Source organism: Photobacterium marinum (assembly GCF_000331515.1).
In the GTDB taxonomy this organism is placed as follows: Bacteria; Pseudomonadota; Gammaproteobacteria; order Enterobacterales; family Vibrionaceae; genus Photobacterium; species Photobacterium marinum.
In genome coordinates this window covers 22,848-44,881 of sequence record NZ_AMZO01000031.1, presented here as the reverse complement: position 1 = coordinate 44,881, position 22,034 = coordinate 22,848, and the positions used below count along the sequence as shown (strand labels likewise).

Genomic DNA, 22,034 nt, shown 5'->3' with positions numbered 1-22,034 from the left:
AGTGAGAAGTGAGAAGTGAGAAACAGTATTAGCCGGATACAATAAAGGCAAGGGGAACCCTTGCCTTTAAAATCGTGTCAGTAAGCTATGTTACTTCTTAACCGGGCGTTTCCAGCCCTTAACTGTACGAGCAGGAGCGCGAGTGATCACTAACTCACCTTCGCCCACATCGCGGTTAATAGTAGCACCAGCACCGATTGTTGCACCTTTCGCCACTTTCACCGGCGCAATCAGCTGGGTATCAGAGCCGACAAACACATCATCGCCAATCTCGGTCTTAAACTTATTTGCACCGTCATAGTTACAGGTAATGGTACCTGCACCGATATTCACTCGATCACCAATTTCAGCATCACCCAAGTATGTCAGGTGGTTAGCCTTAGAGCCCTGACCCAATCGTGCCTTCTTCATTTCCACGAAGTTGCCGACATGGGAGTCACCAACCAGCTCCGCGCCCGGACGCAGGCGGGTAAACGGACCAACGGTACAGTCTTCACCGACAGTCGCGCCTTCAATCACGCTGTACGGGCGGATCAGCGTATTATCGTCAATCTCACAGTCCTTCAGAACCGAGCCAGCACCAATCACCACGTTATCACCCAGGGAAACACTACCTTCGATAATCACGTTAACATCAATCTCAACGTCACGACCGCACTGCAGCTCACCGCGCAGATCAAAACGGGCAGGATCGCGCAGCATTACGCCTTGCTCCAGCAGACGCTCAGCCTGCATAGCCTGATAAGCTCGCTCCAGTTTTGCTAGCTGAATACGGTTGTTCACACCTTCAACTTCGATAGCTTTTGCCGGGTGCACAGCTTCAACCGCACGGCCTTCTTCGTGAGCAATCGCAATAATATCTGTCAGGTAATATTCGCCCTGAGCATTGTCATTTTTAAGCTGTCCCAGCCAGCGTTTCAAATCGCCACCGTTAGCGACCATCACACCGGTATTAATTTCTTTGATCAGCTTCTGCTCTTCAGTCGCATCTTTTTGCTCAACAATCGCAACAACCGGACCGTTACGACGAACGATACGGCCATAGCCAGTCGGATCGTCCAATACCACGGTCAAAAGGGCAATACCACCTTCCGGCTGGGCATCAAGCAGGTTTTCCAAAGTTTCGCCACTTATCAGCGGCACATCACCGTACAAGATCAATACTTTTTCATTATCAGCCAGATCCGGACAAGCCTGGTTTACCGCATGACCGGTACCCAGCTGCTCGGCCTGCAGAATCCAGTTTACCGATTCCTGCTCCAGGGCCGCTTTCATCTGATCGCCACCGTGGCCATAAACCAAGTGGATATTGTTCGCGCCCAGCCCGCTGCAGGTATCAATCACGTGTTTTACCATCGGCTTGCCGGCCAGGGTATGCAGTACCTTTGGAAGGTTGGAGTACATGCGGGTTCCTTTTCCCGCAGCCAGGATCACAGCACTGAAGCTCATGATAAGGTATCCTTCTTGATGCATAAATTATTCATAACTGCCCGCATTGTATCGGTTCAGCAGCTGAGGTTTAAGGGAAATTGTTTATTTTTCGCAAGTAATAACTTGCTTAACAGACATAAAAAAAGCGACCCGTGGGTCGCTTTTTTGCGTCATGCGCCTGATTAACGCGCTTTTTTCGTCAGCTCGATAACACGAAGCTGAGCGATCGCTTTAGCCAGGTCACTGGCCGCTTGAGCAAAGTCGATGTCGCCATGCTGGTTGTGGATACGCTCCTCAGCCTGACGTTTCGCTTCTTCCGCCTTGGCAGCATCCAAATCTTCACCACGGATAGCGGTGTCAGCCAGCACAGTTACTGAACCTGGCTGAACTTCAAGCATACCGCCAGAAAGATAGATAACTTCTTCCTCACCGTGTTGCTTAACGATTCGAATCATACCCGGCGTGATAGCGGTCAGCAGCGGTGTGTGTCCTGCGTGAATACCCAGTTCACCTTCGCTACCGGTCACCTGAACGTTTTCAGCACGACCAGAGAAGAGTTTTTTCTCTGCGCTTACTACGTCTAGATGGAAGGTTATCGCTGCCATGTCGCCTCCTACTCAGCTTAAAGCTTCTTAGCTTTTTCCAATACTTCTTCAATCGCACCGCAGTACATAAATGCCTGCTCTGGGATATCGTCGTATTCACCAGCCAGAAGGCCTTTGAAGCTGCGTAGCGTATCTTTCAGCGGTACGTAAATACCAGGCTGACCTGTGAAGACTTCTGCTACGTGGTAAGGCTGAGTCAGGAAACGTTCAATCTTACGAGCACGAGATACAGTTTGCTTATCTTCTTCAGACAGCTCGTCCATACCCAGGATTGCGATGATATCTTTCAGTTCTTTATAGCGCTGCAGAGTACTCTGAACGCCACGCGCGATATCATAGTGCTCCTGGCCAACCACTAGCGGATCAAGCATACGAGATGTTGAATCCAGTGGGTCGATCGCTGGGTACAGACCCAGAGATGCGATCTGACGAGAAAGTACAACTGTCGCATCAAGGTGGGCAAACGTTGTTGCCGGAGATGGGTCAGTCAAGTCATCCGCAGGTACGTATACCGCCTGTACAGAAGTGATAGAACCGCTCTTCGTTGAGGTAATACGCTCCTGAAGAACACCCATCTCTTCTGCCAGAGTTGGCTGGTAACCTACCGCTGAAGGCATACGGCCAAGTAGTGCCGATACCTCTGTACCCGCAAGGGTATAACGGTAGATGTTATCGATGAACAGCAGTACGTCACGGCCTTCATCACGGAACTTCTCAGCCATAGTCAGGCCAGTCAGAGCAACACGCAGACGGTTACCTGGTGGCTCGTTCATCTGACCGTAAACCATTGCTACTTTAGATTCTTCAGGCTTCTCAACGTTAACAACGCCAGCTTCCTGCATCTCGTAGTAGAAGTCGTTACCTTCACGGGTACGCTCACCAACACCGGCAAATACTGACAGACCAGAGTGCTGGATTGCGATGTTGTTGATAAGTTCCATCATGTTAACGGTCTTACCTACACCCGCACCACCGAACAGGCCGATTTTACCACCCTTAGCGAATGGACAAATCAGGTCGATAACCTTAACACCTGTTTCCAGTAGCTCAGTCGCGTTAGACTGATCTTCGTAGCTTGGCGCTTCACGGTGAATAGAGTAACGCTCTTTCTCACCGATATCGCCACACTCATCAATTGGCTGACCCAGAACGTTTACAATACGTCCTAGTGTTTCAGTACCAACTGGAACTTGAATTGGGTTGCCTGTGTTCACAACAGACAGACCACGACGCAGGCCATCAGAAGTACCCATAGCGATACCACGAACAACACCGCCACCTAGCTGCTGCTGCACTTCCAGCACTAGCGTGCCGTTTTCTTTCGCATCAACATGTAGGGCGTCGTATACCTGTGGTACAGAGTCCTGTGGAAACTCTACGTCGACTACCGCACCGATGATCTGTACGATCTTACCTGTAGCCATCGTTAATCCTCTAAACTTAAAAATTCTTTGCCTTAAACAGCAGCTGCACCAGAAACGATCTCTGACAGCTCTTGTGTAATCGCGGCCTGACGGGCCTTGTTGTACACAAGTTGCAGATCATTAATCAGGTTACCTGCATTATCTGTTGCTGCTTTCATCGCAACCATTCGGGCCGCCTGCTCACAAGCAAGGTTCTCGACCACACCCTGGTAAACCTGAGATTCGGCATAGCGAACCAGCAGGGTATCCAGCAGGGCTTTTGGCTCGGGCTCATAAATGTAGTCCCAAGAGTGGTTGCGCTGCATTTCTTCGTCATCAGACTTAGGCAAAGGCAGCAATTGATCGATCACTGGTTCCTGAACCATAGTGTTTACAAACTTGTTGTAAACCAGGTACAGGCGATCCAATTGGCCTTCATCATATTTCTTCAGCATTACGCCGACAGTACCGATAAGCTCGTCAACCGATGGGTTGTCACCCAAACCGGATACCTGAGCCGCCACTTTACCGCCGTAGCTGTTAAAGAATGCTGTCGCTTTGGCACCAACCAGCGCCATCTCAACTTCAGCACCCTGATCTGACCATGATTTGATGTCTGCAATGGCTTGCTTGAACAGGTTAATGTTCAGGCCGCCACACAGGCCACGGTCAGTAGAAACAATGATGTAACCAACGCGCTTGGCTTCGCGCTCCTCAAGATAAGGATGCTTATACTCAAGGCTACCAAGGGCGATATGACCGATCACTTTGCGCATAGTTTGTGCGTATGGGCGTGATGATTCCATCGCGTCTTGCGTCTTACGCATTTTTGACGCGGCAACCATCTCCATCGCTTTAGTGATCTTCTGAGTGTTTTTAACACTACCGATCTTGTTACGAATCTCTTTTGCGCCGGCCATCGTTACTCTCCGTTAGTAGGTGATCGCGGACGATCACCAACCAATTACCAAGTCTGGGTAGCTTTGAAATCTTCAACCAGTTTCACGAACTGAGCTTCGATTTCATCGTTCCAAGCACCCGCTTCATCAACCTGAGCCATCAGCTCAGCATAGTGACCTTTGGCATAAGAAAGCAACGCAGCTTCGAAATCAGCTAGCTTGCTCAGGTCAACATCAACCAGGTAGCCTTTTTCTGCTGCGAAAATAACTAGGCTCTGCTCGAATACAGACATTGGAGCGTACTGTTTCTGCTTCATCAGCTCAGTAACTTTCTGACCGTGATCAAGCTGCTTCTTAGTTGCATCATCAAGGTCAGAAGAGAACTGGGCAAACGCCGCAAGTTCACGGTACTGTGCAAGAGCGGTACGGATACCACCAGACAGTTTCTTCATGATCTTGGTCTGCGCAGCACCACCTACACGAGATACAGAGATACCTGGGTCAACCGCTGGACGGATACCGGCGTTGAACAGCTCTGTCTGCAGGAAGATCTGGCCATCGGTAATAGAGATAACGTTGGTCGGTACGAATGCCGATACGTCACCCGCCTGGGTTTCGATGATTGGAAGTGCAGTCAGGGAACCTGATTGACCTTTCACTTCACCATTAGTGAAATGCTCTACGTAGTGTTCGTTTACACGAGCTGCACGCTCTAGCAGACGAGAGTGTAGGTAGAATACGTCACCTGGGAATGCTTCACGACCTGGTGGACGGCGTAGCAATAGCGAGATCTGACGGTAAGCTACAGCCTGCTTAGACAGGTCATCGTATACGATCAGTGCATCTTCACCGCGATCACGGAAGTATTCACCCATTGCACAACCGGCGTATGGTGCCAGGTACTGCAGGGCTGCTGCTTCAGAAGCCGATGCAACAACAACGATAGTGTTTTCCAGAGCACCGTGCTCTTCCAGTTTGCGCACTACGTTAGCGATAGTGGACGCTTTCTGGCCGATAGCAACATAAACAGAGTAGATACCAGAGTTTTTCTGGTTGATGATGGCATCGATCGCCATTGCTGTTTTACCAGTCTGGCGGTCACCGATAATCAACTCACGCTGACCACGGCCGATTGGCACCATTGAGTCAACTGCTTTGTAGCCAGTCTGTACAGGCTGGTCAACAGATTTACGGTCGATTACACCCGGTGCGATAACTTCTACAGGAGAGAAAGTATCGGTTTCAATCGGGCCTTTACCATCGATAGGCTCACCCAGGGTGTTAACCACACGGCCTAGCAGTGCGCGGCCTACTGGTACTTCAAGGATACGACCAGTACCGGTAACCTTCATGCCTTCCTGAAGGTCAGCATATGGGCCCATTACAACCGCACCAACCGAGTCACGCTCAAGGTTCAGTGCCAGTGCATAACGGCCACCTGGGATTTCAATCATTTCACCTTGCATTACATCTGCAAGGCCATGGATACGAATGATACCATCGCTTACTGATACGATAGTACCTTCGTTACGCGCTTCACTCGCAACGTCGAATTTCTCGATACGCTGCTTGATCAGTTCGCTAATTTCCGTGGAATTAAGTTGCATGCTCCAATTCCCCAAATCAAGACTGCAAAGCATCGCTCAGGCGGTTTAGCTTACCGCGTACTGAGTTGTCGATGATCAAGTCTCCAGCTCTAATCACAACCCCGGCAATCAGGGTCTCGTCTACACTGCAGTTCAGCTTCACTTTACGTTCAAGACGCTCTTCCAGTTTCGTGCTGATTGCTTCAAGTTGGCTATCGTCCAAGGCAACCGAAGAGGTTACAAAGGCATCAATAGTTTTCTCATGCTCGCTTTTCAGCAGCAGGAACTCATCACAAACAGCAGGAAGTACTTTCAGACGTCCGTTTTCTGCCATCACTTTTACCAAGTTCTGGCCGAACTCATTGAGTTGTTCACCGCATACTGACAGAAAGATTTCAGTCAGTTTATCGGCAGCAAAGCCGCCATCAAGGATGTCCTTGATAGTGTCGTTTTTTGCTACCTCGGCAGTGAAGGCAAGCATTTCAGCCCATTGGGCCAGCTCACCGTTTTCAACCGCAAAGTCAAAGGCTGCTTTAGCGTAGGGGCGTGCGATAGTAGTCATTTCCGACATGTGCTTGCCCCTTTAATTACAGTTCTGCAGTGACTTTGTTAAGAAGATCAGCATGAGCGTCTTTATCAATAGAACGCTCAATGATTTTCTCAGCACCAATCACAGCCAGAGTTGCAACTTGTTTACGTAGATCATCACGTGCGCGGTTACGTTCTGCTTCGATCTCTGCAAGACCTTGGGCCAGAATTTTGTCACGCTCAGCTAAGGCTTCCGTCTTCGCTTCGTCAATGATCTGAGCTTTGCGCTTGTTCGCTTGCTCTACGATCTCAGTTGCAGTACGTTTTGCTTCTTTCAATTGATCAGAAGCATTCGCCTGCGCTAGGTTCAGGTCTTTGGCAGCACGATCAGCGGCTGCCAAACCGTCAGCAATTTTCTTCTGACGTTCTTCAATCGCTTCCATGATTGGTGGCCATACATATTTCATGCAGAACACCACGAATAGGAAAAACGCGATTGCCTGTCCCAGCAAAGTTGCATTCATATTCACAACTGCATCTCCTTAGAAAGGGTTGCTAGGGATCCGTTCGTTCTTTTAATTAACCAGCTAGTTGGCCAACGAATGGGTTTGCGAATGTGAATAGTAGAGCGATTACGATACCGATCATTGGAACCGCATCAAGCAGACCTGCAATGATGAACATCTTAACTTGCAGCATTGGAGCCATTTCTGGTTGACGTGCAGCACCTTCAAGGAATTTACCACCTAGAAGTGCGAAGCCGATCGCTGTACCCAGTGCAGCAAGACCTACAATGATGCCCACGGCAATTGCAGAAAAGCTTAGTAAAGTTTCCATCACTATCTCCAGTTTATAGTTGTCGGCTAAAGTGCCAGTAAAAAAAAGAATAATTTACAAATATCGCTAATGATTGTCTTCATGCGCCTGAGACAGGTACACAATAGTCAACATCATAAACACGAATGATTGAATTGTAATGACCAGGACGTGGAAAATAGCCCACGGTAACGAGCCTAGCCATTGAGCCCACCACGGCATCAGTGCCGCGATAAGGATAAACACCACCTCACCAGCGAACATGTTACCGAACAGACGCATACCCAGTGAAATAGGCTTCGCCAGCAGCGAAACTACTTCAAGAAGCAGGTTGAACGGAATCATGACCGGATGATTGAACGGATGAAGAGCCAGTTCTTTAGCAAAGCCGCCAAGGCCTTTGATTTTGATGCTGTAGTAGATCATCAAAGCAAAAACACCCAACGCCATTGCCATGGTGATGTTGACATCAGCACTTGGTACTACCTTAAGGTAAGGAATACCTAACCAGTGCTCCGCTGGATACGGAAGAAAATCAATTGGCACCAAGTCCATGATATTCATCAGCATAATCCAACAGAAAATGGTCAGAGCCAGAGGGGCAATCAGCTTATTGCGGCCATGGAAGGTTTCCTTAACGCTACCGTCAACGAACTCAACCATAATTTCCACAAAACACTGTAGCTTTCCTGGAACTCCTGATGTCGCTGTTTTCGCCGCCTTGCGGAAAAGACCTAGAAAGATCAATCCCGTTAGGACAGAGAAAAACAGGCTGTCTATATGAACCGTCCAGAATCCCTCACCGACTGACAAGTTTGTCAGGTGGTGAGTGATGTAGCCTGACGGCGTTAGCGCTTCACCTGGCGCAGCCATAACTCATCCTATTTGTTGTTGTTAATGAATAAAACCGGCCCAAAGATATTAATACCGAGTGCCAGCAAATAGGTCAGTTTGAGGGGAACAAGTTCCACCTCGACATACAGGTAGACAATAGCAAAAAGGATGACCGTAATGAGGATTTTCAGCACTTCTCCGCCATAGAATGACGCCATGATCAGCCGCGCCTTTCGGGCACCGCTGAACAGAAATGCACACTTAGCAAAGACAGCATTGGCGATCACAAAGATGCCGCCGCCGAGTAGTGCGGAGATTCCCCAGTCAACATTGACAGCAAACACTGCCATAATTGCCGTTGTTAAAACGACGCCAGATTGAAGTAACAGCAACCTTTTCGCCAATTGGCGTCCCGGTCTAACTAGCGCCGATACCATGTATTCGTTCCTCGAGTCCGTTCCACTACACACAAACGTCGTGCTGGGAAAACTGCGAAAATTATACGGTGGATCAGATTGAATGCAATCTAATCACATTAAAAAAAAGTGTTAGATTTTACAACACAATAACCTGATCACGTCATTGTCATCATTGCAATTAAATATGTTCGACAGGGGTCACATTTCATGACCAAACATTGCAATGAATTGCTTCAGTTTGTCGGCTTCATCAAAGCTGAAAACGATTTTACCTTTACCATTTTTCTGCTGGCTAATCGCAACTTGAGTGCCAAAATGTTCGCAGAGATGGTTCTCAGCCGCTTCCAGCACAGGATTTACCGCTTTCACCTTCGCGGGTTCAGCCGGCGTCAACATCTTCTTGACCAGCTTTTCTGTATCGCGAACGGTTAACATTTTTGCTACAACCGCCTGAGCGGCTTCAAACTGAGCTTCGCCTTCCAGAGCCAATAGGGCACGGGCATGGCCCATTTCCAGCTGACGCTGTTCAACCATACGTTTTACTGGCTCTGCCAGTTGATTCAGTCGAAGTAGATTAGACACGGTTGTGCGTGACTTACCGACTGCTTCGGCGACCTGCTGGTGGGTTAGTGAAAACTCACTCTGCAATCGCTCCAGTGCCTGTGCCTCTTCAATGGCGTTAAGATCCTCACGCTGGATATTTTCAATCAGCGCAATCGCCACCGTGGCACGGTCATTCACATCCTTAATGATACAAGGGACTTTCTGAAGCCCAGCTTGACGAGCAGCTCGCCAGCGGCGTTCGCCGGCAATGATCTCGAATTGTTGCGGTGCAATTTCCCGTACCACAATCGGTTGAATAACCCCTTGGGCACGGATGGAGTCTGTCAACTCGGCCAGAGCTTCATCCGACATATCTTTGCGGGGTTGAAACTGGCCAGGCTGCAGCATATGAACCGATAAATCTTGTAGCCGTCCTTCGGCTGACAGGCTTTGTGCCTTGTCGGCACTTTTCTGTTTTGCTTGTGCTACCGAGCTAGTTGCCAGCAGCGCATCAAGGCCTTTACCCAGGCCTCGCTTACTCATGTTCATTGTTTACCCTTATGCATCCACGGTACCGGCACTGCGCTCCATCTCATCACGGCGGATAATTTCGCCGGCGAGCGCAAGGTAAGCCTTAGCACCGCTAGAATACTTGTCATAGTACATCGCCGGGCGACCATGGCTCGGAGCCTCAGCCAGACGGACATTTCGTGGAATCACGGTACGGTAGACTTTCTCGCCAAAGTGCTTTTTCAGCTGTTGCGACACTTCGTTCGCCAGCCGGTTACGCGGGTCGTACATAGTACGCAGCAGACCTTCAATCTTGAGATCGGCATTCACCACCGCAGTCAGCTTACTGATGGTATCCATCAAGGCAGTCAGGCCTTCCAGCGCAAAGTATTCACACTGCATAGGGACAAGTACAGAATCTGCAGCTGTCATTGCGTTGATTGTAAGAAGGTTTAATGCAGGAGGACAATCGATAAAGATGAAATCATAGTTATCACGAACTGCCTCTAAAGCATTACGCAGGCGCACTTCGCGAGCAAAGACTTCCATGAGTTTGATTTCGGCGGCGGTCACATCGCCATTGGCGGCAATCAGATGATAGCCGCCCGTGGTTTCTGAGATCACCACCTCGTCGAACGGGGTTTCTTCGACCAGAAGATCATAAGCTGTCGCGTCGACCTGGTATTTATCAACGCCGCTGGCCATAGTGGCATTTCCCTGCGGATCCAGATCGATAATCAGGACCTTACGCTGTGTAGCGGCCAGTGATGCCGCAAGATTGACGCAAGTCGTGGTTTTACCCACGCCCCCTTTCTGGTTAGCAACAGCTATAACTCTTCCCACGAAAAAACCTCATCAATTAACCCTTTGCCGTCAAGATTACTAGATGACGCTCACCATCTAACTCAGGGACTTGCAAAGATTTGACTTCGCTCACAGAACACCACTCTGGAAGTTCTGCCACTTCTTGTTGATTAAATTGTCCTTTAAGCGCCATAAAACAGCCGTCTTCCGTCGGCAAATGATGGCACCAGGACACCATATCGTTCATTGATGCAAAGGCACGGCTCAGTACGGCATCAAAGCCCTGCTCAGGCTGGAATTCTTCAACCCGGCTCTGTACCGGGGTGACATTGCCGATCTTCAGTTCGAAAATCACCTGGCGGATAAAGCGGATCCGTTTGCCCAGGCTATCTAGCAGGGTAAATTCCTTGTCCGGATTCATGATAGCCAGCGGGATGCCAGGCAGGCCAGGACCGGTACCAACATCGATAAAGCGCTCACCGCGAAGGTGAGTGCTTACCACTATACTATCCATGATATGTTTCACTAACATCTCATCGGGATCGCGAACAGAGGTCAAATTATACGCTTTGTTCCACTTATGCAGCAGGCCAACATAGCCAACCAGCTGCTCAAGTTGTTGTTCTGTGACCTCAAGGTCAGTTTGCGCAATTAGCTGCGCCAAACGCTGTTTCACTGATGACTCCTATTCGCCTTTCTTCAGCATGCCTTGTTTTTTCAGGTAAACCAGCAGCAGTGAAATCGCTGCCGGGGTAATGCCCGAGATACGCGACGCCATACCGATGGTTTCCGGCTTGGCATCGTTCAGTTTAGCGATCACCTCGTTAGAAAGGCCTTTCACCAGGCTGTAGTCCAAATCCAATGGTAGCTTGGTTTTTTCATGACGCAGGGATTTTTCGACTTCGTCTTTCTGGCGATCGATGTAACCCTGGTATTTCACCTGAATTTCCACCTGCTCACGCGCCTGTGCATCATCGTGGGCCGGAGCAAAAGCTTCAATTGCAGTCAGCTGCTCATAAGTCACTTCCGGACGACGCAGAAGATCTTCACCGTTGGCTTCACGGGTGATCGGTGTCTTGAGGATCTTATTCAGCTCCTCGACATGATCCGAGTTCGGCGTGATCCAGATGTCTTTCAGACGCTGGCGTTCCTGCTCCATATTTTCGATCTTCTGGTTGAAGCGCGCCCAGCGCTCATCGTCAACCAGACCAAACTCGCGACCGATTTCGGTCAAACGCAAATCTGCGTTGTCTTCACGCAGCAGCAGACGGTATTCGGCACGGGAAGTAAACATGCGGTACGGCTCTTTGGTGCCCATAGTCGACAGATCGTCAATCAGTACCCCCATGTAGGCCTGATCACGACGTGGGCTCCAGCCTTCACGGTCTTGTGACAGCAATGCGGCGTTCATACCGGCGAGCAAGCCCTGAGCCGCAGCTTCTTCGTAACCTGTGGTGCCGTTGATCTGACCAGCAAAGAACAGGCCGTGGATAAACTTGGTCTCAAATGTCTGTTTCAGATCGCGCGGGTCAAAGAAATCATACTCAATTGCATAACCCGGACGCACAATCGCGGCATTTTCAAAGCCCTTCATCGAACGGACGATCTGCATCTGCACATCAAACGGCAGACTGGTGGAAATACCGTTCGGGTAAAGCTCATGCGTTGTCAGGCCTTCCGGCTCGATAAAAATCTGATGGCTGTTCTTGTCAGCAAAACGCATCACTTTGTCTTCAATTGACGGGCAGTAGCGCGGACCAATACCTTCAATCACACCTGAGTACATTGGGCTGCGATCCAGGTTATTACGGATCACGTCATGAGTCTGCTCATTGGTGTGAGTAATAAAACATGGGATCTGACGCGGATGATCCGACGGTTTACCCATAAACGAGAACAATGGGGTCGGGTTATCACCATGCTGCGCCTGTAGCTGGCTGAAATCAACAGTACGGGCATCAATACGCGGTGGTGTGCCTGTCTTCAGGCGATCAACTCGGAACGGCAGTTCACGAAGTCGGTTAGCAAGCGCGATCGACGGTGGATCCCCGGCGCGGCCACCGCTGTAGTTTTCCAGACCGATATGGATCTTACCGCCAAGGAAGGTACCGACAGTCAGCACCACGGCTTTAGCGCGGAACTTCAATCCCATTTCCGTTACCACACCGACAACACGATCATTGTCGACGATCAGGTCATCCACGGATTGCTGAAACAGCATCAGGTTCGGCTGGTTTTCCAGTTTTTCACGGATAGCGGCCTTGTACAATGCGCGGTCGGCCTGGGCACGGGTTGCACGAACCGCCGGGCCTTTTGAAGAGTTCAGGGTACGGAACTGGATCCCGCCCTTATCGATCGCCTGGGCCATCAAACCACCCAGGGCATCCACTTCTTTAACCAGGTGTCCTTTCCCGATCCCGCCAATTGCCGGGTTACATGACATCTGCCCCAGCGTATCAATATTGTGCGTCAGCAGAAGGGTTTTTTGTCCCATTCGGGCAGCGGCTAATGCGGCTTCAGTACCGGCATGACCACCACCAACCACGATGACATCAAAATTTTCCTGGTAAAACATGAAACTACCTCAGGTATGAAAATCGCCAGTGAGTTATCTACGAGCAAAGGTGGATCATTCTATCCTTTTTCTGGGAAAGAGAGAATCTTTCCTGAAGATCATTTGATCAAGAGAAAAGTGAGAATTAAATATATATAAGATCTTTTAAAGAGATCTTCTGTTAGATCTATTATATAGATCGTACGATCGTGTGGATAAGTGATAAATGATCCTAATGATCATGAGGTTAGCGAGGATCATTAGTTGTGGAACAGCATGGATCTTCGTTGGGATTTGCTGGGATCAAAATGGGCACTTATCAACAGGGGGGGAGGTCGGTAAAACTTATTCAATGGATAACTATGGTTTGATCACCGGAAAGATCTATAGTTATCCACAGGAAAAAGTTTAAAAAACGCTGAAATTTTGAGTAATACGGTCGTGAATTTTATTCACAGAAGGCGTTTTTCCACTCTGCAAGCCAGGCTTCTGCTGGATCTTCCGGTACCGGATCCTTTGATACATCGATATCCAGGCGCTCGCCTAAACGGGTTGCTCCGAGTGAACTGAGCTGTTGATCGAGGTTTTTGGCTGCGGCACAGAAGGTATCGTAGCTGCTGTCTCCCAGGCCAATCACGGCATATTTCAGTTGAGAAAGGTCCGGTTTCTGCTCGGTCAGTTGCTGAATGAAGGGCTGGATATTGTCCGGGAACTCGCCGGCGCCGTGGGTTGAGCAGACTACCAGCCAGGTATTATCCAGTGTCAGATTGGCTAAATCAGCCCGGTTGACGGTTTCTGTCTGATGTCCTTCCTGCTCCAGCAGGTCGGCTAGGTGGTCGGCGACATATTCGGCACCACCAAGGGTGCTGCCGGTGATTAGGGTGATTTGACTCATGATATCCTCAGTATAACGAGTATGGATTGCCCTGATTGTACTGGCTCTAAAGCAATATAAAAGAGACAAAAAATAGGTTTATTCACAGGCTGTAAACGACAAAGGGCCGGCGCGGGAGATGATCCCGGCGCCGGCCCTTTGTGCCAATCGGAGTTGGATCCGGTTATTTACCTATGCAGAATGAGGTAAAGATCCGGCCCAGAAGATCGTCAGAGGTGAACTCGCCAGTGATCTCGCTCAGGTGTTGCTGGGCAAGGCGCAGCTCTTCAGCCAGGATTTCCCCGGCCATAAAGCCTTCCAGCTGCTCTTTACCTGTCTCCAGGTGCGTTGCGGCGCGTTCCAGTGCTTCCAGGTGGCGTCGGCGGGCCATAAAGCCACCTTCGGTGGTGCCGGCAAAGCCCATGCACTCTTTGAGGTGCTCACGCAGGTTGTCGATGCCGTCACCGGTGCGGGCAGACAGGCGGATCAGGGTTGGATTGCTGACATGGCAGATCCCAGCTTCTTCTCCAGTCAGCTCGACTTTGTTGCGGATCACGGTCAGGCCCATGCTTTCCGGCAGGCGCTCAATAAAGTCCGGCCAGATTTCTTTCGGATCGGTGGCATCTGTGGTGGTGCTGTCGACCATGAACAGGACGCGGTCGGCCTGCTGGATTTCATCCCAGGCCCTCTCAATACCTATACGCTCGACTTCGTCTGAGGCTTCACGCAGGCCGGCTGTATCGATGATGTGCAGCGGCATACCGTCGATGTGGATATGTTCACGCAGGACATCACGGGTGGTGCCGGCAATATCGGTCACAATGGCGGAGTCTTTGCCTGACAGGGCATTAAGCAGGCTGGATTTACCGGCATTCGGGCGGCCGGCAATGACCACTTTCATCCCTTCACGCATGATCGCGCCTTGGTTGGCCTCACGGCGCACTGCTTCCAGACGTTCGATAATGTTATTCAGATCACCGCTGACCCGGCCGTCAGACAGGAAGTCGATCTCTTCTTCCGGGAAGTCGATAGCGGCTTCGACATAGATGCGCAGGTGGATAAGTGCTTCCACCAGCTCGTTAACCCGGGTCGAGAATGCGCCCTGAAGCGATTTAAAGGCACTTTTCGCTGCTTCTTCGGAGCTGGCATCAATCAGGTCGGCAATCGCTTCTGCCTGCGCCAGATCGAGTTTGTCGTTCATAAAGGCGCGCTCTGAGAATTCACCCGGGCGGGCGGCACGGATGCCGTCAATTTGCAGGATGCGCTTGATCATCATGTCCATCAGAACCGGGCCGCCGTGGCCCTGCAGCTCCAGTACATCTTCACCGGTGAAGGAGTTCGGTCCCTTGAAGAATAAGGCAATGCCCTGATCCAGTGCGCTCCCGTCCTCGTTCTTGAAAGGCAGGTATTCGGCATAGCGCGGCTTGAGTTCACGGCCGGCGACTGCCAGGGCGACGTCTTTGGCCTTCAGGCCTGAGACGCGGATAATGCCAACGCCGCCACGGCCCGGAGGGGTGGCCTGCGCAACAATGGTATCAGTGTGTTCGATCATAATTTTGGCTTAACTTGATAAATTCGCTGCAATTGTAAACAGACTAGTTGGGAAAGCCCAGTAACCGCAAGCATTACACAGATGTATGGCGGTACTTAGTCTCCGGGAAATAAAAAAGGCGACCTTAAGGCCGCCTTTTCTGACAGGTATTCACATTACTTGGAATGCAGACCTTTCTTTTCCAGTGAACGGTAAATCAGTGTCTGCTGGATTAGCGTCACGATGTTCGATACCAGCCAGTACAGAACCAGGCCGGATGGGAACCACAGGAAGAAGAAAGTGAACATCACCGGCATGAAGGTCATGATCTTCTGCTGCATCGGGTCAGTTACTGTTGTCGGGCTCATCTTCTGGATCATGAACATAGTCACACCCATCAGTACCGGCAGGATGAAGTAAGGGTCCTGAGCTGACAGGTCATGGATCCAGCCGAAGAACGGCGTATGGCGCAGTTCAACCGACTCCATCAGTGACCAGTACAGAGCAATGAAGATAGGCATCTGGACAAGAATTGGCAGACAGCCGCCCAGCGGGTTTACCTTTTCTTTCTTGTACAGTTCCATCATTTCCTGGCTCATGCGCTGGCGGTCGTCGCCCAGGCGCTCACGCATTGCCTGCAGTTTTGGCTGCAGCATGCGCATTTTCGCCATAGAGGTGTACTGCGCTTTGGTCAGCGGGTACATCGCACCACGAACGATGAAGGTCAGGATGATGATAGCCACACCCCAGTTCACTACGATGCCCTGGATGAATGACAGCAGGGTGTGCAGCGGGCTGGCGATGAACCATAGCCAACCGTAGTCAACGGTCAGGTTCAGGTTCGGTGCAGTTGCTTCCATCTGATCCTGTAGCTTAGGACCAACCCACAGTGTTGCGCCCAGAGTCTGCTCCGCGCCCGGTGCAACTGTGGCTGCCGGCATACGGATACCGATGTAGCCCAAGCCGTTGCCGGTACGAGTGTACAGGTTAGTTGCACCTTGGGTGTTCGGGATCCATGCTGACACGAAGTAGTGCTGCATCATCGCAGCCCAGCCTTGGTTGTTGATAGTCAGGTTCAGGTTCTTGTCCTGCATATCATCAAAGCTGTACTTCTTGTATTTGGTGTCGTCAGCAGAGTAAGCGCCGCCGTGGTAGGTTGGCATTGCCAGGTTACCGCCGGCATCAACCAGATTCTGCTTCAGCTGAGCATACATCTGCACGCTGGCTGCATTGTCGCTCTGGTTGTTGATGCTGTATTCAACATCAACAGCGTAGCTGCCGCGTTTCATGATGAAGGTTTTGGTGTAGGCGATGCCGTTTTTCTCATAGGTCATCGGTACACGCAGTTCGTCCTGGCCGTCAGCCAGAGTGAAGCTGTCGCTGTCTACGCTTAGCTGAGCACGGCCAGCGGTGGTATCGATACCGTTAGTACCGATCAGGCCAGATTGTGCTGTGTACTGGTAGTCAGCGCCGTTTTTCAGCAGAACAAACGGATCGACGGAATCCAGTTCGTTGTTATAAGCCAGTAGCTTAGCTTCGATAATATCGCCACCAAGCGTATCGACAGTAAGCGCGAGTACATCTGTATTGATGGTGATTAGGTTGTCGGATGTGGTTTGGTCAGTAATCGGCTGGCCGTCACCGGTATGTGAAGGAACATCACCACTGTTGTTGACTTGTTGCTCTATGCCCTGTTGGGTCTGGGGGCTGTTATCCATGTTCCACTGCTGGAACAGCAGGAACGAGACAAACAGCAGGGCAATTAACAGAATATTGCGTTGGGAATCCATCGTTAACTATCTCTGTCGTTGTGCTTGGTTGGCGGAACGGGGTCATAACCACCGTCGTTTAAAGGATGACATCTTAATAGACGTTTCGCTGCTAACCAACAACCTTTTATCGCTCCATGCGTTTTAATTGCTTCAATTGCGAACTGAGAACATGTAGGGGTAAAGCGACAGCGTGGTCCAATAAGTGGACTTATAGCCAGTTGGTAAAAGCGGACTAGTCCGATGACTAGCCACGCGAAGGGCGAGACAGGCGATGCCATAATTTATCTAGCAACTTGAAAAGTTCTTCGTTGCTCAGCTCACTGGCACTTTTCTTGGCGATAACAACAAAATCTTTCGCTGGCAGTTCTGCTTGCTTCAGGCGGAAGCTTTCACGTACAACACGTTTGAAGCGGTTTCTACCGACAGCAGTCTTGATCTGTTTTTTTGGAACAGCTAAACCCAAGCGAGGGTGATCGAGTTCGTTAGAGCGGGCAAGAATAGTTAAGTGGGGAGAGCCAGCACGATGAGCTTGCTGGAAGACTTTTTTGTAATGTTCGGGAGTTAACAGACGTAACTCCCGAGAAAAAGCGAGCTTATTCAAAATAATCAGAGATTACTTAGAAAGACGCTTACGGCCTTTAGCGCGACGTGCGTTGATTGTTGCGCGACCGTTCTTAGTAGCCATGCGTGCACGGAAGCCGTGAGTACGCTTGCGCTTTAGAACTGAAGGTTGAAAAGTGCGTTTCATGGTTTTACCTTAAATTAACTGATCAGTTTTTAAGTTTTGTTACTGAGTTTCCGACTGCGGACAATCGGTACCTCTAAACAAAGAGGCGGAATTGTAATCACTGGCCTTTAAATAGTCAATGATTATGCCCGCAGAGAACTACGGGCGCTGAATTATACTTCTTGTGGCGCTAAGTGCAAGGATCCTCCGTTGATCCCAACTTTATTCAGGAACTTTTTTAATCGCGGATCATTGGGGTTGGAGAAGATCTGTTCAGGAGTCCCTTGCTCGACAAACTCCCCGTCAGCCATAAAGATCACCCGGTTTGCCACTTCGCGGGCAAATTGCATTTCATGGGTCACCACCAGCATGGTCTGGTGCCGGGTCGCCAGTTTTTGCATCAACGTCAGCACTTCGCCGACCCATTCCGGATCCAGTGCCGAGGTTGGCTCGTCAAACAACAACAGTTCGGCTTCCAGCGCCATTGCCCGGCCGATCCCGACCCGTTGCTGCTGGCCGCCCGACAATGCCGCCGGGTAGTGATCGCCTTTATCGCCCAGGCCGATGTCATCAAGGATCTGCTGGGCACGTTGGTTGGCCTCTTCTTTTTTCCAGCCTTTTACTGTAACTAGGCCCTCTGCGATATTTTGTTTCGCCGTCAGATGTGCGAATAGGGCATAGTTCTGAAACACAAAGCCGGTTTTGCGCCGTAAAGCCAGGATATCGCTTTTGGCTGCTTGTTCGCTGTCGACGGTGACATCGCCAATGGTGATTTTGCCTTGATTAGCGGTCTCCAGAAAGTTGATACAACGCAGCAGGGTAGATTTGCCGGTGCCGGAGGGGCCGATCACCACGACAATCTCGCCTTTTTCAATCGACAAGTCGAGGTGGGAAAAAATGGCCGCCTCCCCGAAGCGCTTGGTGAGGTTTTCTATTTTGATCATCGCGTGTATGCCTTATTCAGTTTCATTTCCGCCCAGTTCTGGATCCGGGTCAGGATAAGCACCATCACCCAGTAGACCAGGGCTACGGCGAGAAAAGCTTCAAAGAACTTGAAGCTGGATGAGGCTTCCATCTGTGCTTTGGCCATGATTTCGGCCACCCCGAGGGTAAAGGCCAATGAGGTGGATTTGATCATGTCGATGAAATAGTTCATCAGCGACGGCAGGGCCACCCGGGTCGCCTGTGGCAGGATGATCCGGCGCATGGCCTGGAGTTCAGTCATCCCGATCGACAGGCTGGCTTCTCGCTGGCTGCGGTCGATACCGATAATCGCTGCACGGATACTTTCTGCTTTGTAGGCGGCAAAGTGCAGGCTCAGGCCAATCACGGCAGCGCTGAAGGCATCCAGCCCGACGAAAACCGGAAACAGCTGCGGCAGGCCGTAGTAGAGCAAAAACAGTTGTACCAGCAGCGGAGTGCCGCGGAAGAAGCTGATATAGAGCTGGCTGAGCTGGTCCAGCAGCGGTAGTTTATATACCCGGATCAGGGCCAGGCTGATGGCGATAACCAGGGCAAATAGCAGGCCCCAGAAAGCCATACCCAGGGTTGTGCCCAGGTATTTTAGCAAAATGGGCAGCAGCGATAGCATGTAGTCAAAATCAAAACCCATAGCGGCTCGGTATTCCATTGTCAGGGGGAGAGTAAGCGATAAAGACCCACCGTGCGGTGAGCCTTTATGGTTATGAACAGTTTAGAAGAGCGGTGCCGAGTGGCAGGTTACTTCGTGATGTCGGCGTCAAACCATTTCACAGATATTTCCGCCAAGGTGCCGTCACGGCGCATGGCATTCAGGGCCTTGTTCACGTCATCACGCAGCTTCTGGCCTTTTTCACTCTTGGTAAACGGCCAGGCGTTTTCAATCTTCTCAAACGGCTGTCCTGCCAGTTGCAGCGGTAGGTTGGCTTTTTTGATCAGCTCAACCGATGACAGGCGATCCATGACAAAGGCATCGGTACGGCCCAGTGCGACGTCATGTTCGATACCGGTATCATAGGTTTTGATGTTGATCTTGCCGTCTTTGTCCAGCTCACGCAGTAGCTGCTCATAGTTGGAACCTAAGTTAACGCCGACGGTTTTGCCTTGCAGATCGTCGGTTCCTTTGATGCTGTCATTGCCTTTACGCACCACCAACTGGGCACCGTCAATAACATACGGCTGCGAGAACAGGTATTTGGCTTTGCGCTCATCGGTAATGGTGATCTGGTTGGAAATCGTATCAATACGGCCGGTTTCCAGCAGGCCGAACAGGCCGGAGAAGTTCGCTGTCACGAACTCGACCTTGTAATCGTTGCGCTTGGCGATTTCATTCCACAAATCGACCTCAAAGCCCTGAAGCTGATCCTGTTTTACGAAGGTGAACGGGAAATAACGCCCCGACATCCCGACTTTGACGTCTGTGGCTGCCATTGCCGTCTGGCTGGCGGTCAGGGCCAGAGCTGCGGCCGTCAATGTTGTTTTTAACCAGCTTTTCATCCTGTCTACTCCTCAGGTCGCTGTGATGCAATACGATGTGCCACATCCTATACGGTTATAAGCCTCTTTCTTAAATAACGATGAGTTATTAAAAATAACCAATCGTTCGCTTCTTGATCCTGGCTGTTGTTAATAGAATTGTGGGTAAGGGCTGGTCAATTTGTGCTGATCTTGCTGTTTTATGTGCGATCCATGTGAATAAGTCCGATCTTATTCACTGGATCTGCGATCTCTTTGCTGGCGATCCTGAGCCAGCAGGTATAAAATTGCATCCCTTTTTGTGTTTTGTTATTCAGTGTGGAGTCGAGCTTGTCATCTTCGCTTTGGTTGCAGTGCCTTCAACGCCTTCAGGAAGAACTCCCTGCAACAGAATTCAGTATGTGGGTTCGACCGCTTCAGGCCGAATTAAACGATAATACGCTGACCTTGTTTGCGCCGAATCGTTTTGTGCTTGATTGGGTACGTGATAAGTACCTTAATAATATTAACCGTCTGCTGAATGAATTTTGCGGTAACGACGTGCCAATCCTGCGTTTTGAAGTGGGAAGCCGTCCTGTGACTGCGCCACCCCCGCAACCGGTGGCGGCAGCACCTGTTCTCGGTTCTCCTTCTCCGGCACCGGTGCGTGATGAAATACCGCCGCCGTCCCGTAACTGGGAACCGGCACCGTCGCCGGTCCAGCCTGAATCTCAGGGTGGGTACCGTTCGAACGTCAATCCGAAACACAACTTCAATAACTTCGTCGAAGGTAAGTCGAACCAGTTGGGTCTGGCTGCTTGTCGTCAGGTGGCTGATAACCCGGGAGCTGCCTACAACCCGCTGTTTTTGTACGGGGGTACCGGTCTGGGTAAAACTCACCTGTTGCATGCTGTCGGTAACGCGATTGCTGATCGCAAGCCGAATGCCAAAGTGGTCTATATGCATTCCGAGCGTTTCGTCCAGGACATGGTCAAGGCGCTGCAGAACAATGCCATCGAAGAATTTAAACGCTATTACCGCAGTGTTGATGCGCTGCTGATCGATGACATCCAGTTCTTTGCCAATAAAGAGCGTTCGCAGGAAGAGTTTTTCCATACCTTTAATGCGCTGCTTGAAGGCAACCAGCAGATCATCCTGACCTCTGACCGCTACCCGCGAGAGATTAACGGGGTAGAGGATCGCCTTAAGTCACGTTTTGGCTGGGGTCTGACGGTAGCGATTGAGCCGCCGGAGCTGGAAACACGGGTCGCGATCCTGATGAAGAAAGCCGAGGATCACAATATCCGTCTGGCTGATGAAGTTGCGTTTTTTATTGCCAAGCGCCTGCGCTCCAATGTACGTGAGCTGGAAGGGGCATTGAACCGTGTTATCGCCAACGCCAACTTTACCGGCCGGGCGATCACCATTGATTTTGTCCGTGAAGCCCTGCGAGATTTGCTGGCGCTTCAGGAAAAGCTGGTAACTATTGATAATATTCAGAAGACGGTAGCGGAATACTATAAAATAAAGATGGCTGATATGCTGTCTAAGCGCCGTTCGCGCTCTGTGGCTCGTCCGCGCCAGATGGCGATGGCCCTGGCGAAAGAGCTGACTAACCACAGTCTGCCTGAAATCGGCGATGCCTTCGGTGGCCGCGACCATACTACGGTGCTGCACGCCTGCCGTAAGATTGAGCAGTTGCGTGAAGAAAGCCACGATATTAAAGAAGATTATTCAAACCTGATTAGAACACTGTCGTCCTGAT

24 protein-coding genes are annotated in these 22,034 nt (G+C 50.5%); 1 reads left to right on the top strand and 23 read right to left on the bottom strand.

Annotated elements, in window-relative coordinates; translation table 11 throughout:
• Positions 1-90: 90 nt before the first annotated feature.
• The 23 genes from glmU to C942_RS18685 form a co-directional block, all read right to left on the bottom strand.
• Positions 91-1,449, bottom strand: a complete 1,359-nt coding sequence (gene glmU, locus C942_RS18790; protein WP_007468764.1) for a bifunctional UDP-N-acetylglucosamine diphosphorylase/glucosamine-1-phosphate N-acetyltransferase GlmU — start codon at positions 1,447-1,449, stop codon at positions 91-93.
• A 164-nt stretch (positions 1,450-1,613) separates the two neighbouring features.
• The gene (locus C942_RS18785; RefSeq protein WP_007468760.1) at positions 1,614-2,036 is read right to left on the bottom strand and encodes a F0F1 ATP synthase subunit epsilon; all 423 of its coding nucleotides are present in this window, start codon (positions 2,034-2,036) and stop codon (positions 1,614-1,616) included.
• A gap of 17 nt (positions 2,037-2,053) precedes the next feature.
• A complete protein-coding gene (gene atpD / locus C942_RS18780; RefSeq protein ID WP_007468747.1) occupies positions 2,054-3,460 on the bottom strand; it encodes a F0F1 ATP synthase subunit beta in 1,407 nt (468 codons plus the stop codon).
• A 32-nt stretch (positions 3,461-3,492) separates the two neighbouring features.
• Positions 3,493-4,359, bottom strand: coding sequence for a F0F1 ATP synthase subunit gamma (gene atpG / locus C942_RS18775; protein ID WP_007468745.1), 867 nt, complete (start codon positions 4,357-4,359; stop codon positions 3,493-3,495).
• A gap of 44 nt (positions 4,360-4,403) precedes the next feature.
• On the bottom strand, positions 4,404-5,945 hold the full coding sequence (gene atpA / locus C942_RS18770) for a F0F1 ATP synthase subunit alpha (protein WP_007468743.1): 1,542 nt from the start codon (positions 5,943-5,945) through the stop codon (positions 4,404-4,406).
• 16 nt (positions 5,946-5,961) lie between these two features.
• Complete coding sequence (gene atpH, locus C942_RS18765; RefSeq protein ID WP_007468741.1) at positions 5,962-6,495, bottom strand: F0F1 ATP synthase subunit delta; 534 nt, start codon at positions 6,493-6,495, stop codon at positions 5,962-5,964.
• Between the two features lie 16 nt (positions 6,496-6,511).
• On the bottom strand, positions 6,512-6,982 hold the full coding sequence (gene atpF / locus C942_RS18760) for a F0F1 ATP synthase subunit B (protein WP_007468739.1): 471 nt from the start codon (positions 6,980-6,982) through the stop codon (positions 6,512-6,514).
• Positions 6,983-7,031: 49 nt separating this feature from the next.
• On the bottom strand, positions 7,032-7,289 hold the full coding sequence (gene atpE / locus C942_RS18755; protein ID WP_005302247.1) for a F0F1 ATP synthase subunit C: 258 nt from the start codon (positions 7,287-7,289) through the stop codon (positions 7,032-7,034).
• A gap of 66 nt (positions 7,290-7,355) precedes the next feature.
• Positions 7,356-8,141: a F0F1 ATP synthase subunit A gene (gene atpB, locus C942_RS18750; RefSeq protein WP_007468733.1), complete on the bottom strand. Its 786-nt coding sequence runs from the start codon at positions 8,139-8,141 to the stop codon at positions 7,356-7,358.
• 8 nt (positions 8,142-8,149) lie between these two features.
• On the bottom strand, positions 8,150-8,539 hold the full coding sequence (locus C942_RS18745; protein WP_007468731.1) for a F0F1 ATP synthase subunit I: 390 nt from the start codon (positions 8,537-8,539) through the stop codon (positions 8,150-8,152).
• Positions 8,540-8,719: 180 nt separating this feature from the next.
• On the bottom strand, positions 8,720-9,607 hold the full coding sequence (locus C942_RS18740; RefSeq protein WP_036801142.1) for a ParB/RepB/Spo0J family partition protein: 888 nt from the start codon (positions 9,605-9,607) through the stop codon (positions 8,720-8,722).
• Positions 9,608-9,622: 15 nt separating this feature from the next.
• The gene (locus C942_RS18735) at positions 9,623-10,417 is read right to left on the bottom strand and encodes a ParA family protein (protein ID WP_007468728.1); all 795 of its coding nucleotides are present in this window, start codon (positions 10,415-10,417) and stop codon (positions 9,623-9,625) included.
• A 16-nt stretch (positions 10,418-10,433) separates the two neighbouring features.
• The gene (gene rsmG, locus C942_RS18730) at positions 10,434-11,054 is read right to left on the bottom strand and encodes a 16S rRNA (guanine(527)-N(7))-methyltransferase RsmG (RefSeq protein WP_007468726.1); all 621 of its coding nucleotides are present in this window, start codon (positions 11,052-11,054) and stop codon (positions 10,434-10,436) included.
• Positions 11,055-11,063: 9 nt separating this feature from the next.
• On the bottom strand, positions 11,064-12,953 hold the full coding sequence (mnmG, locus tag C942_RS18725; RefSeq protein ID WP_007468723.1) for a tRNA uridine-5-carboxymethylaminomethyl(34) synthesis enzyme MnmG: 1,890 nt from the start codon (positions 12,951-12,953) through the stop codon (positions 11,064-11,066).
• Between the two features lie 427 nt (positions 12,954-13,380).
• Positions 13,381-13,827 carry an FMN-binding protein MioC gene (gene mioC / locus C942_RS18720; RefSeq protein ID WP_007468721.1) on the bottom strand — a complete coding sequence of 149 codons (447 nt, stop codon included), beginning with the start codon at positions 13,825-13,827 and terminating at the stop codon, positions 13,381-13,383.
• 163 nt (positions 13,828-13,990) lie between these two features.
• Positions 13,991-15,358: a tRNA uridine-5-carboxymethylaminomethyl(34) synthesis GTPase MnmE gene (mnmE, locus tag C942_RS18715; RefSeq protein ID WP_007468719.1), complete on the bottom strand. Its 1,368-nt coding sequence runs from the start codon at positions 15,356-15,358 to the stop codon at positions 13,991-13,993.
• Positions 15,359-15,513: 155 nt separating this feature from the next.
• Positions 15,514-17,127 (bottom strand): membrane protein insertase YidC, encoded by a 1,614-nt coding sequence (yidC, locus tag C942_RS18710; protein WP_007468716.1) that lies wholly within the window; start codon positions 17,125-17,127, stop codon positions 15,514-15,516.
• Positions 17,128-17,129: 2 nt separating this feature from the next.
• Positions 17,130-17,387 (bottom strand): membrane protein insertion efficiency factor YidD, encoded by a 258-nt coding sequence (gene yidD, locus C942_RS24815; protein ID WP_083882379.1) that lies wholly within the window; start codon positions 17,385-17,387, stop codon positions 17,130-17,132.
• Positions 17,354-17,710: a ribonuclease P protein component gene (gene rnpA, locus C942_RS18705; RefSeq protein WP_036801135.1), complete on the bottom strand. Its 357-nt coding sequence runs from the start codon at positions 17,708-17,710 to the stop codon at positions 17,354-17,356. The genes yidD and rnpA overlap by 34 nt, the downstream gene beginning before the upstream one ends.
• Positions 17,711-17,722: 12 nt before the next feature.
• Positions 17,723-17,857, bottom strand: coding sequence for a 50S ribosomal protein L34 (rpmH, locus tag C942_RS18700; RefSeq protein WP_004411068.1), 135 nt, complete (start codon positions 17,855-17,857; stop codon positions 17,723-17,725).
• Positions 17,858-18,009: 152 nt separating this feature from the next.
• On the bottom strand, positions 18,010-18,780 hold the full coding sequence (locus C942_RS18695; protein WP_007468696.1) for an amino acid ABC transporter ATP-binding protein: 771 nt from the start codon (positions 18,778-18,780) through the stop codon (positions 18,010-18,012).
• Positions 18,777-19,448: an amino acid ABC transporter permease gene (locus C942_RS18690; protein WP_007468695.1), complete on the bottom strand. Its 672-nt coding sequence runs from the start codon at positions 19,446-19,448 to the stop codon at positions 18,777-18,779. Before C942_RS18690 ends, C942_RS18695 begins: the two co-directional genes overlap by 4 nt.
• Positions 19,449-19,555: 107 nt before the next feature.
• Positions 19,556-20,311 (bottom strand): amino acid ABC transporter substrate-binding protein, encoded by a 756-nt coding sequence (locus C942_RS18685; RefSeq protein WP_007468693.1) that lies wholly within the window; start codon positions 20,309-20,311, stop codon positions 19,556-19,558.
• A gap of 309 nt (positions 20,312-20,620) precedes the next feature.
• On the opposite strand from C942_RS18685, the gene dnaA reads away from it, so the two are divergent.
• Positions 20,621-22,033, top strand: coding sequence for a chromosomal replication initiator protein DnaA (gene dnaA / locus C942_RS18680; protein ID WP_007468691.1), 1,413 nt, complete (start codon positions 20,621-20,623; stop codon positions 22,031-22,033).
• Position 22,034 lies beyond the last annotated feature (1 nt).

Bases quoted from the DNA above. Each gene is read 5' to 3' on its own strand.
- glmU (WP_007468764.1), bottom strand. From the start codon at position 1,449: ATGAGCTTCAGTGCTGTGATCCTGGCTGCGGGAAAAGGAACCCGCATG.
- C942_RS18785 (WP_007468760.1), bottom strand. From the start codon at position 2,036: ATGGCAGCGATAACCTTCCATCTAGACGTAGTAAGCGCAGAGAAAAAA.
- atpD (WP_007468747.1), bottom strand. From the start codon at position 3,460: ATGGCTACAGGTAAGATCGTACAGATCATCGGTGCGGTAGTCGACGTA.
- atpG (WP_007468745.1), bottom strand. From the start codon at position 4,359: ATGGCCGGCGCAAAAGAGATTCGTAACAAGATCGGTAGTGTTAAAAAC.
- atpA (WP_007468743.1), bottom strand. From the start codon at position 5,945: ATGCAACTTAATTCCACGGAAATTAGCGAACTGATCAAGCAGCGTATC.
- atpH (WP_007468741.1), bottom strand. From the start codon at position 6,495: ATGTCGGAAATGACTACTATCGCACGCCCCTACGCTAAAGCAGCCTTT.
- atpE (WP_005302247.1), bottom strand. From the start codon at position 7,289: ATGGAAACTTTACTAAGCTTTTCTGCAATTGCCGTGGGCATCATTGTA.
- atpB (WP_007468733.1), bottom strand. From the start codon at position 8,141: ATGGCTGCGCCAGGTGAAGCGCTAACGCCGTCAGGCTACATCACTCAC.
- C942_RS18745 (WP_007468731.1), bottom strand. From the start codon at position 8,539: ATGGTATCGGCGCTAGTTAGACCGGGACGCCAATTGGCGAAAAGGTTG.
- C942_RS18740 (WP_036801142.1), bottom strand. From the start codon at position 9,607: ATGAGTAAGCGAGGCCTGGGTAAAGGCCTTGATGCGCTGCTGGCAACT.
- mnmG (WP_007468723.1), bottom strand. From the start codon at position 12,953: ATGTTTTACCAGGAAAATTTTGATGTCATCGTGGTTGGTGGTGGTCAT.
- mioC (WP_007468721.1), bottom strand. From the start codon at position 13,827: ATGAGTCAAATCACCCTAATCACCGGCAGCACCCTTGGTGGTGCCGAA.
- mnmE (WP_007468719.1), bottom strand. From the start codon at position 15,358: ATGATCGAACACACTGATACCATTGTTGCGCAGGCCACCCCTCCGGGC.
- yidC (WP_007468716.1), bottom strand. From the start codon at position 17,127: ATGGATTCCCAACGCAATATTCTGTTAATTGCCCTGCTGTTTGTCTCG.
- yidD (WP_083882379.1), bottom strand. From the start codon at position 17,387: ATGGCATCGCCTGTCTCGCCCTTCGCGTGGCTAGTCATCGGACTAGTC.
- rpmH (WP_004411068.1), bottom strand. From the start codon at position 17,857: ATGAAACGCACTTTTCAACCTTCAGTTCTAAAGCGCAAGCGTACTCAC.
- C942_RS18695 (WP_007468696.1), bottom strand. From the start codon at position 18,780: ATGATCAAAATAGAAAACCTCACCAAGCGCTTCGGGGAGGCGGCCATT.
- C942_RS18690 (WP_007468695.1), bottom strand. From the start codon at position 19,448: ATGGGTTTTGATTTTGACTACATGCTATCGCTGCTGCCCATTTTGCTA.
- C942_RS18685 (WP_007468693.1), bottom strand. From the start codon at position 20,311: ATGAAAAGCTGGTTAAAAACAACATTGACGGCCGCAGCTCTGGCCCTG.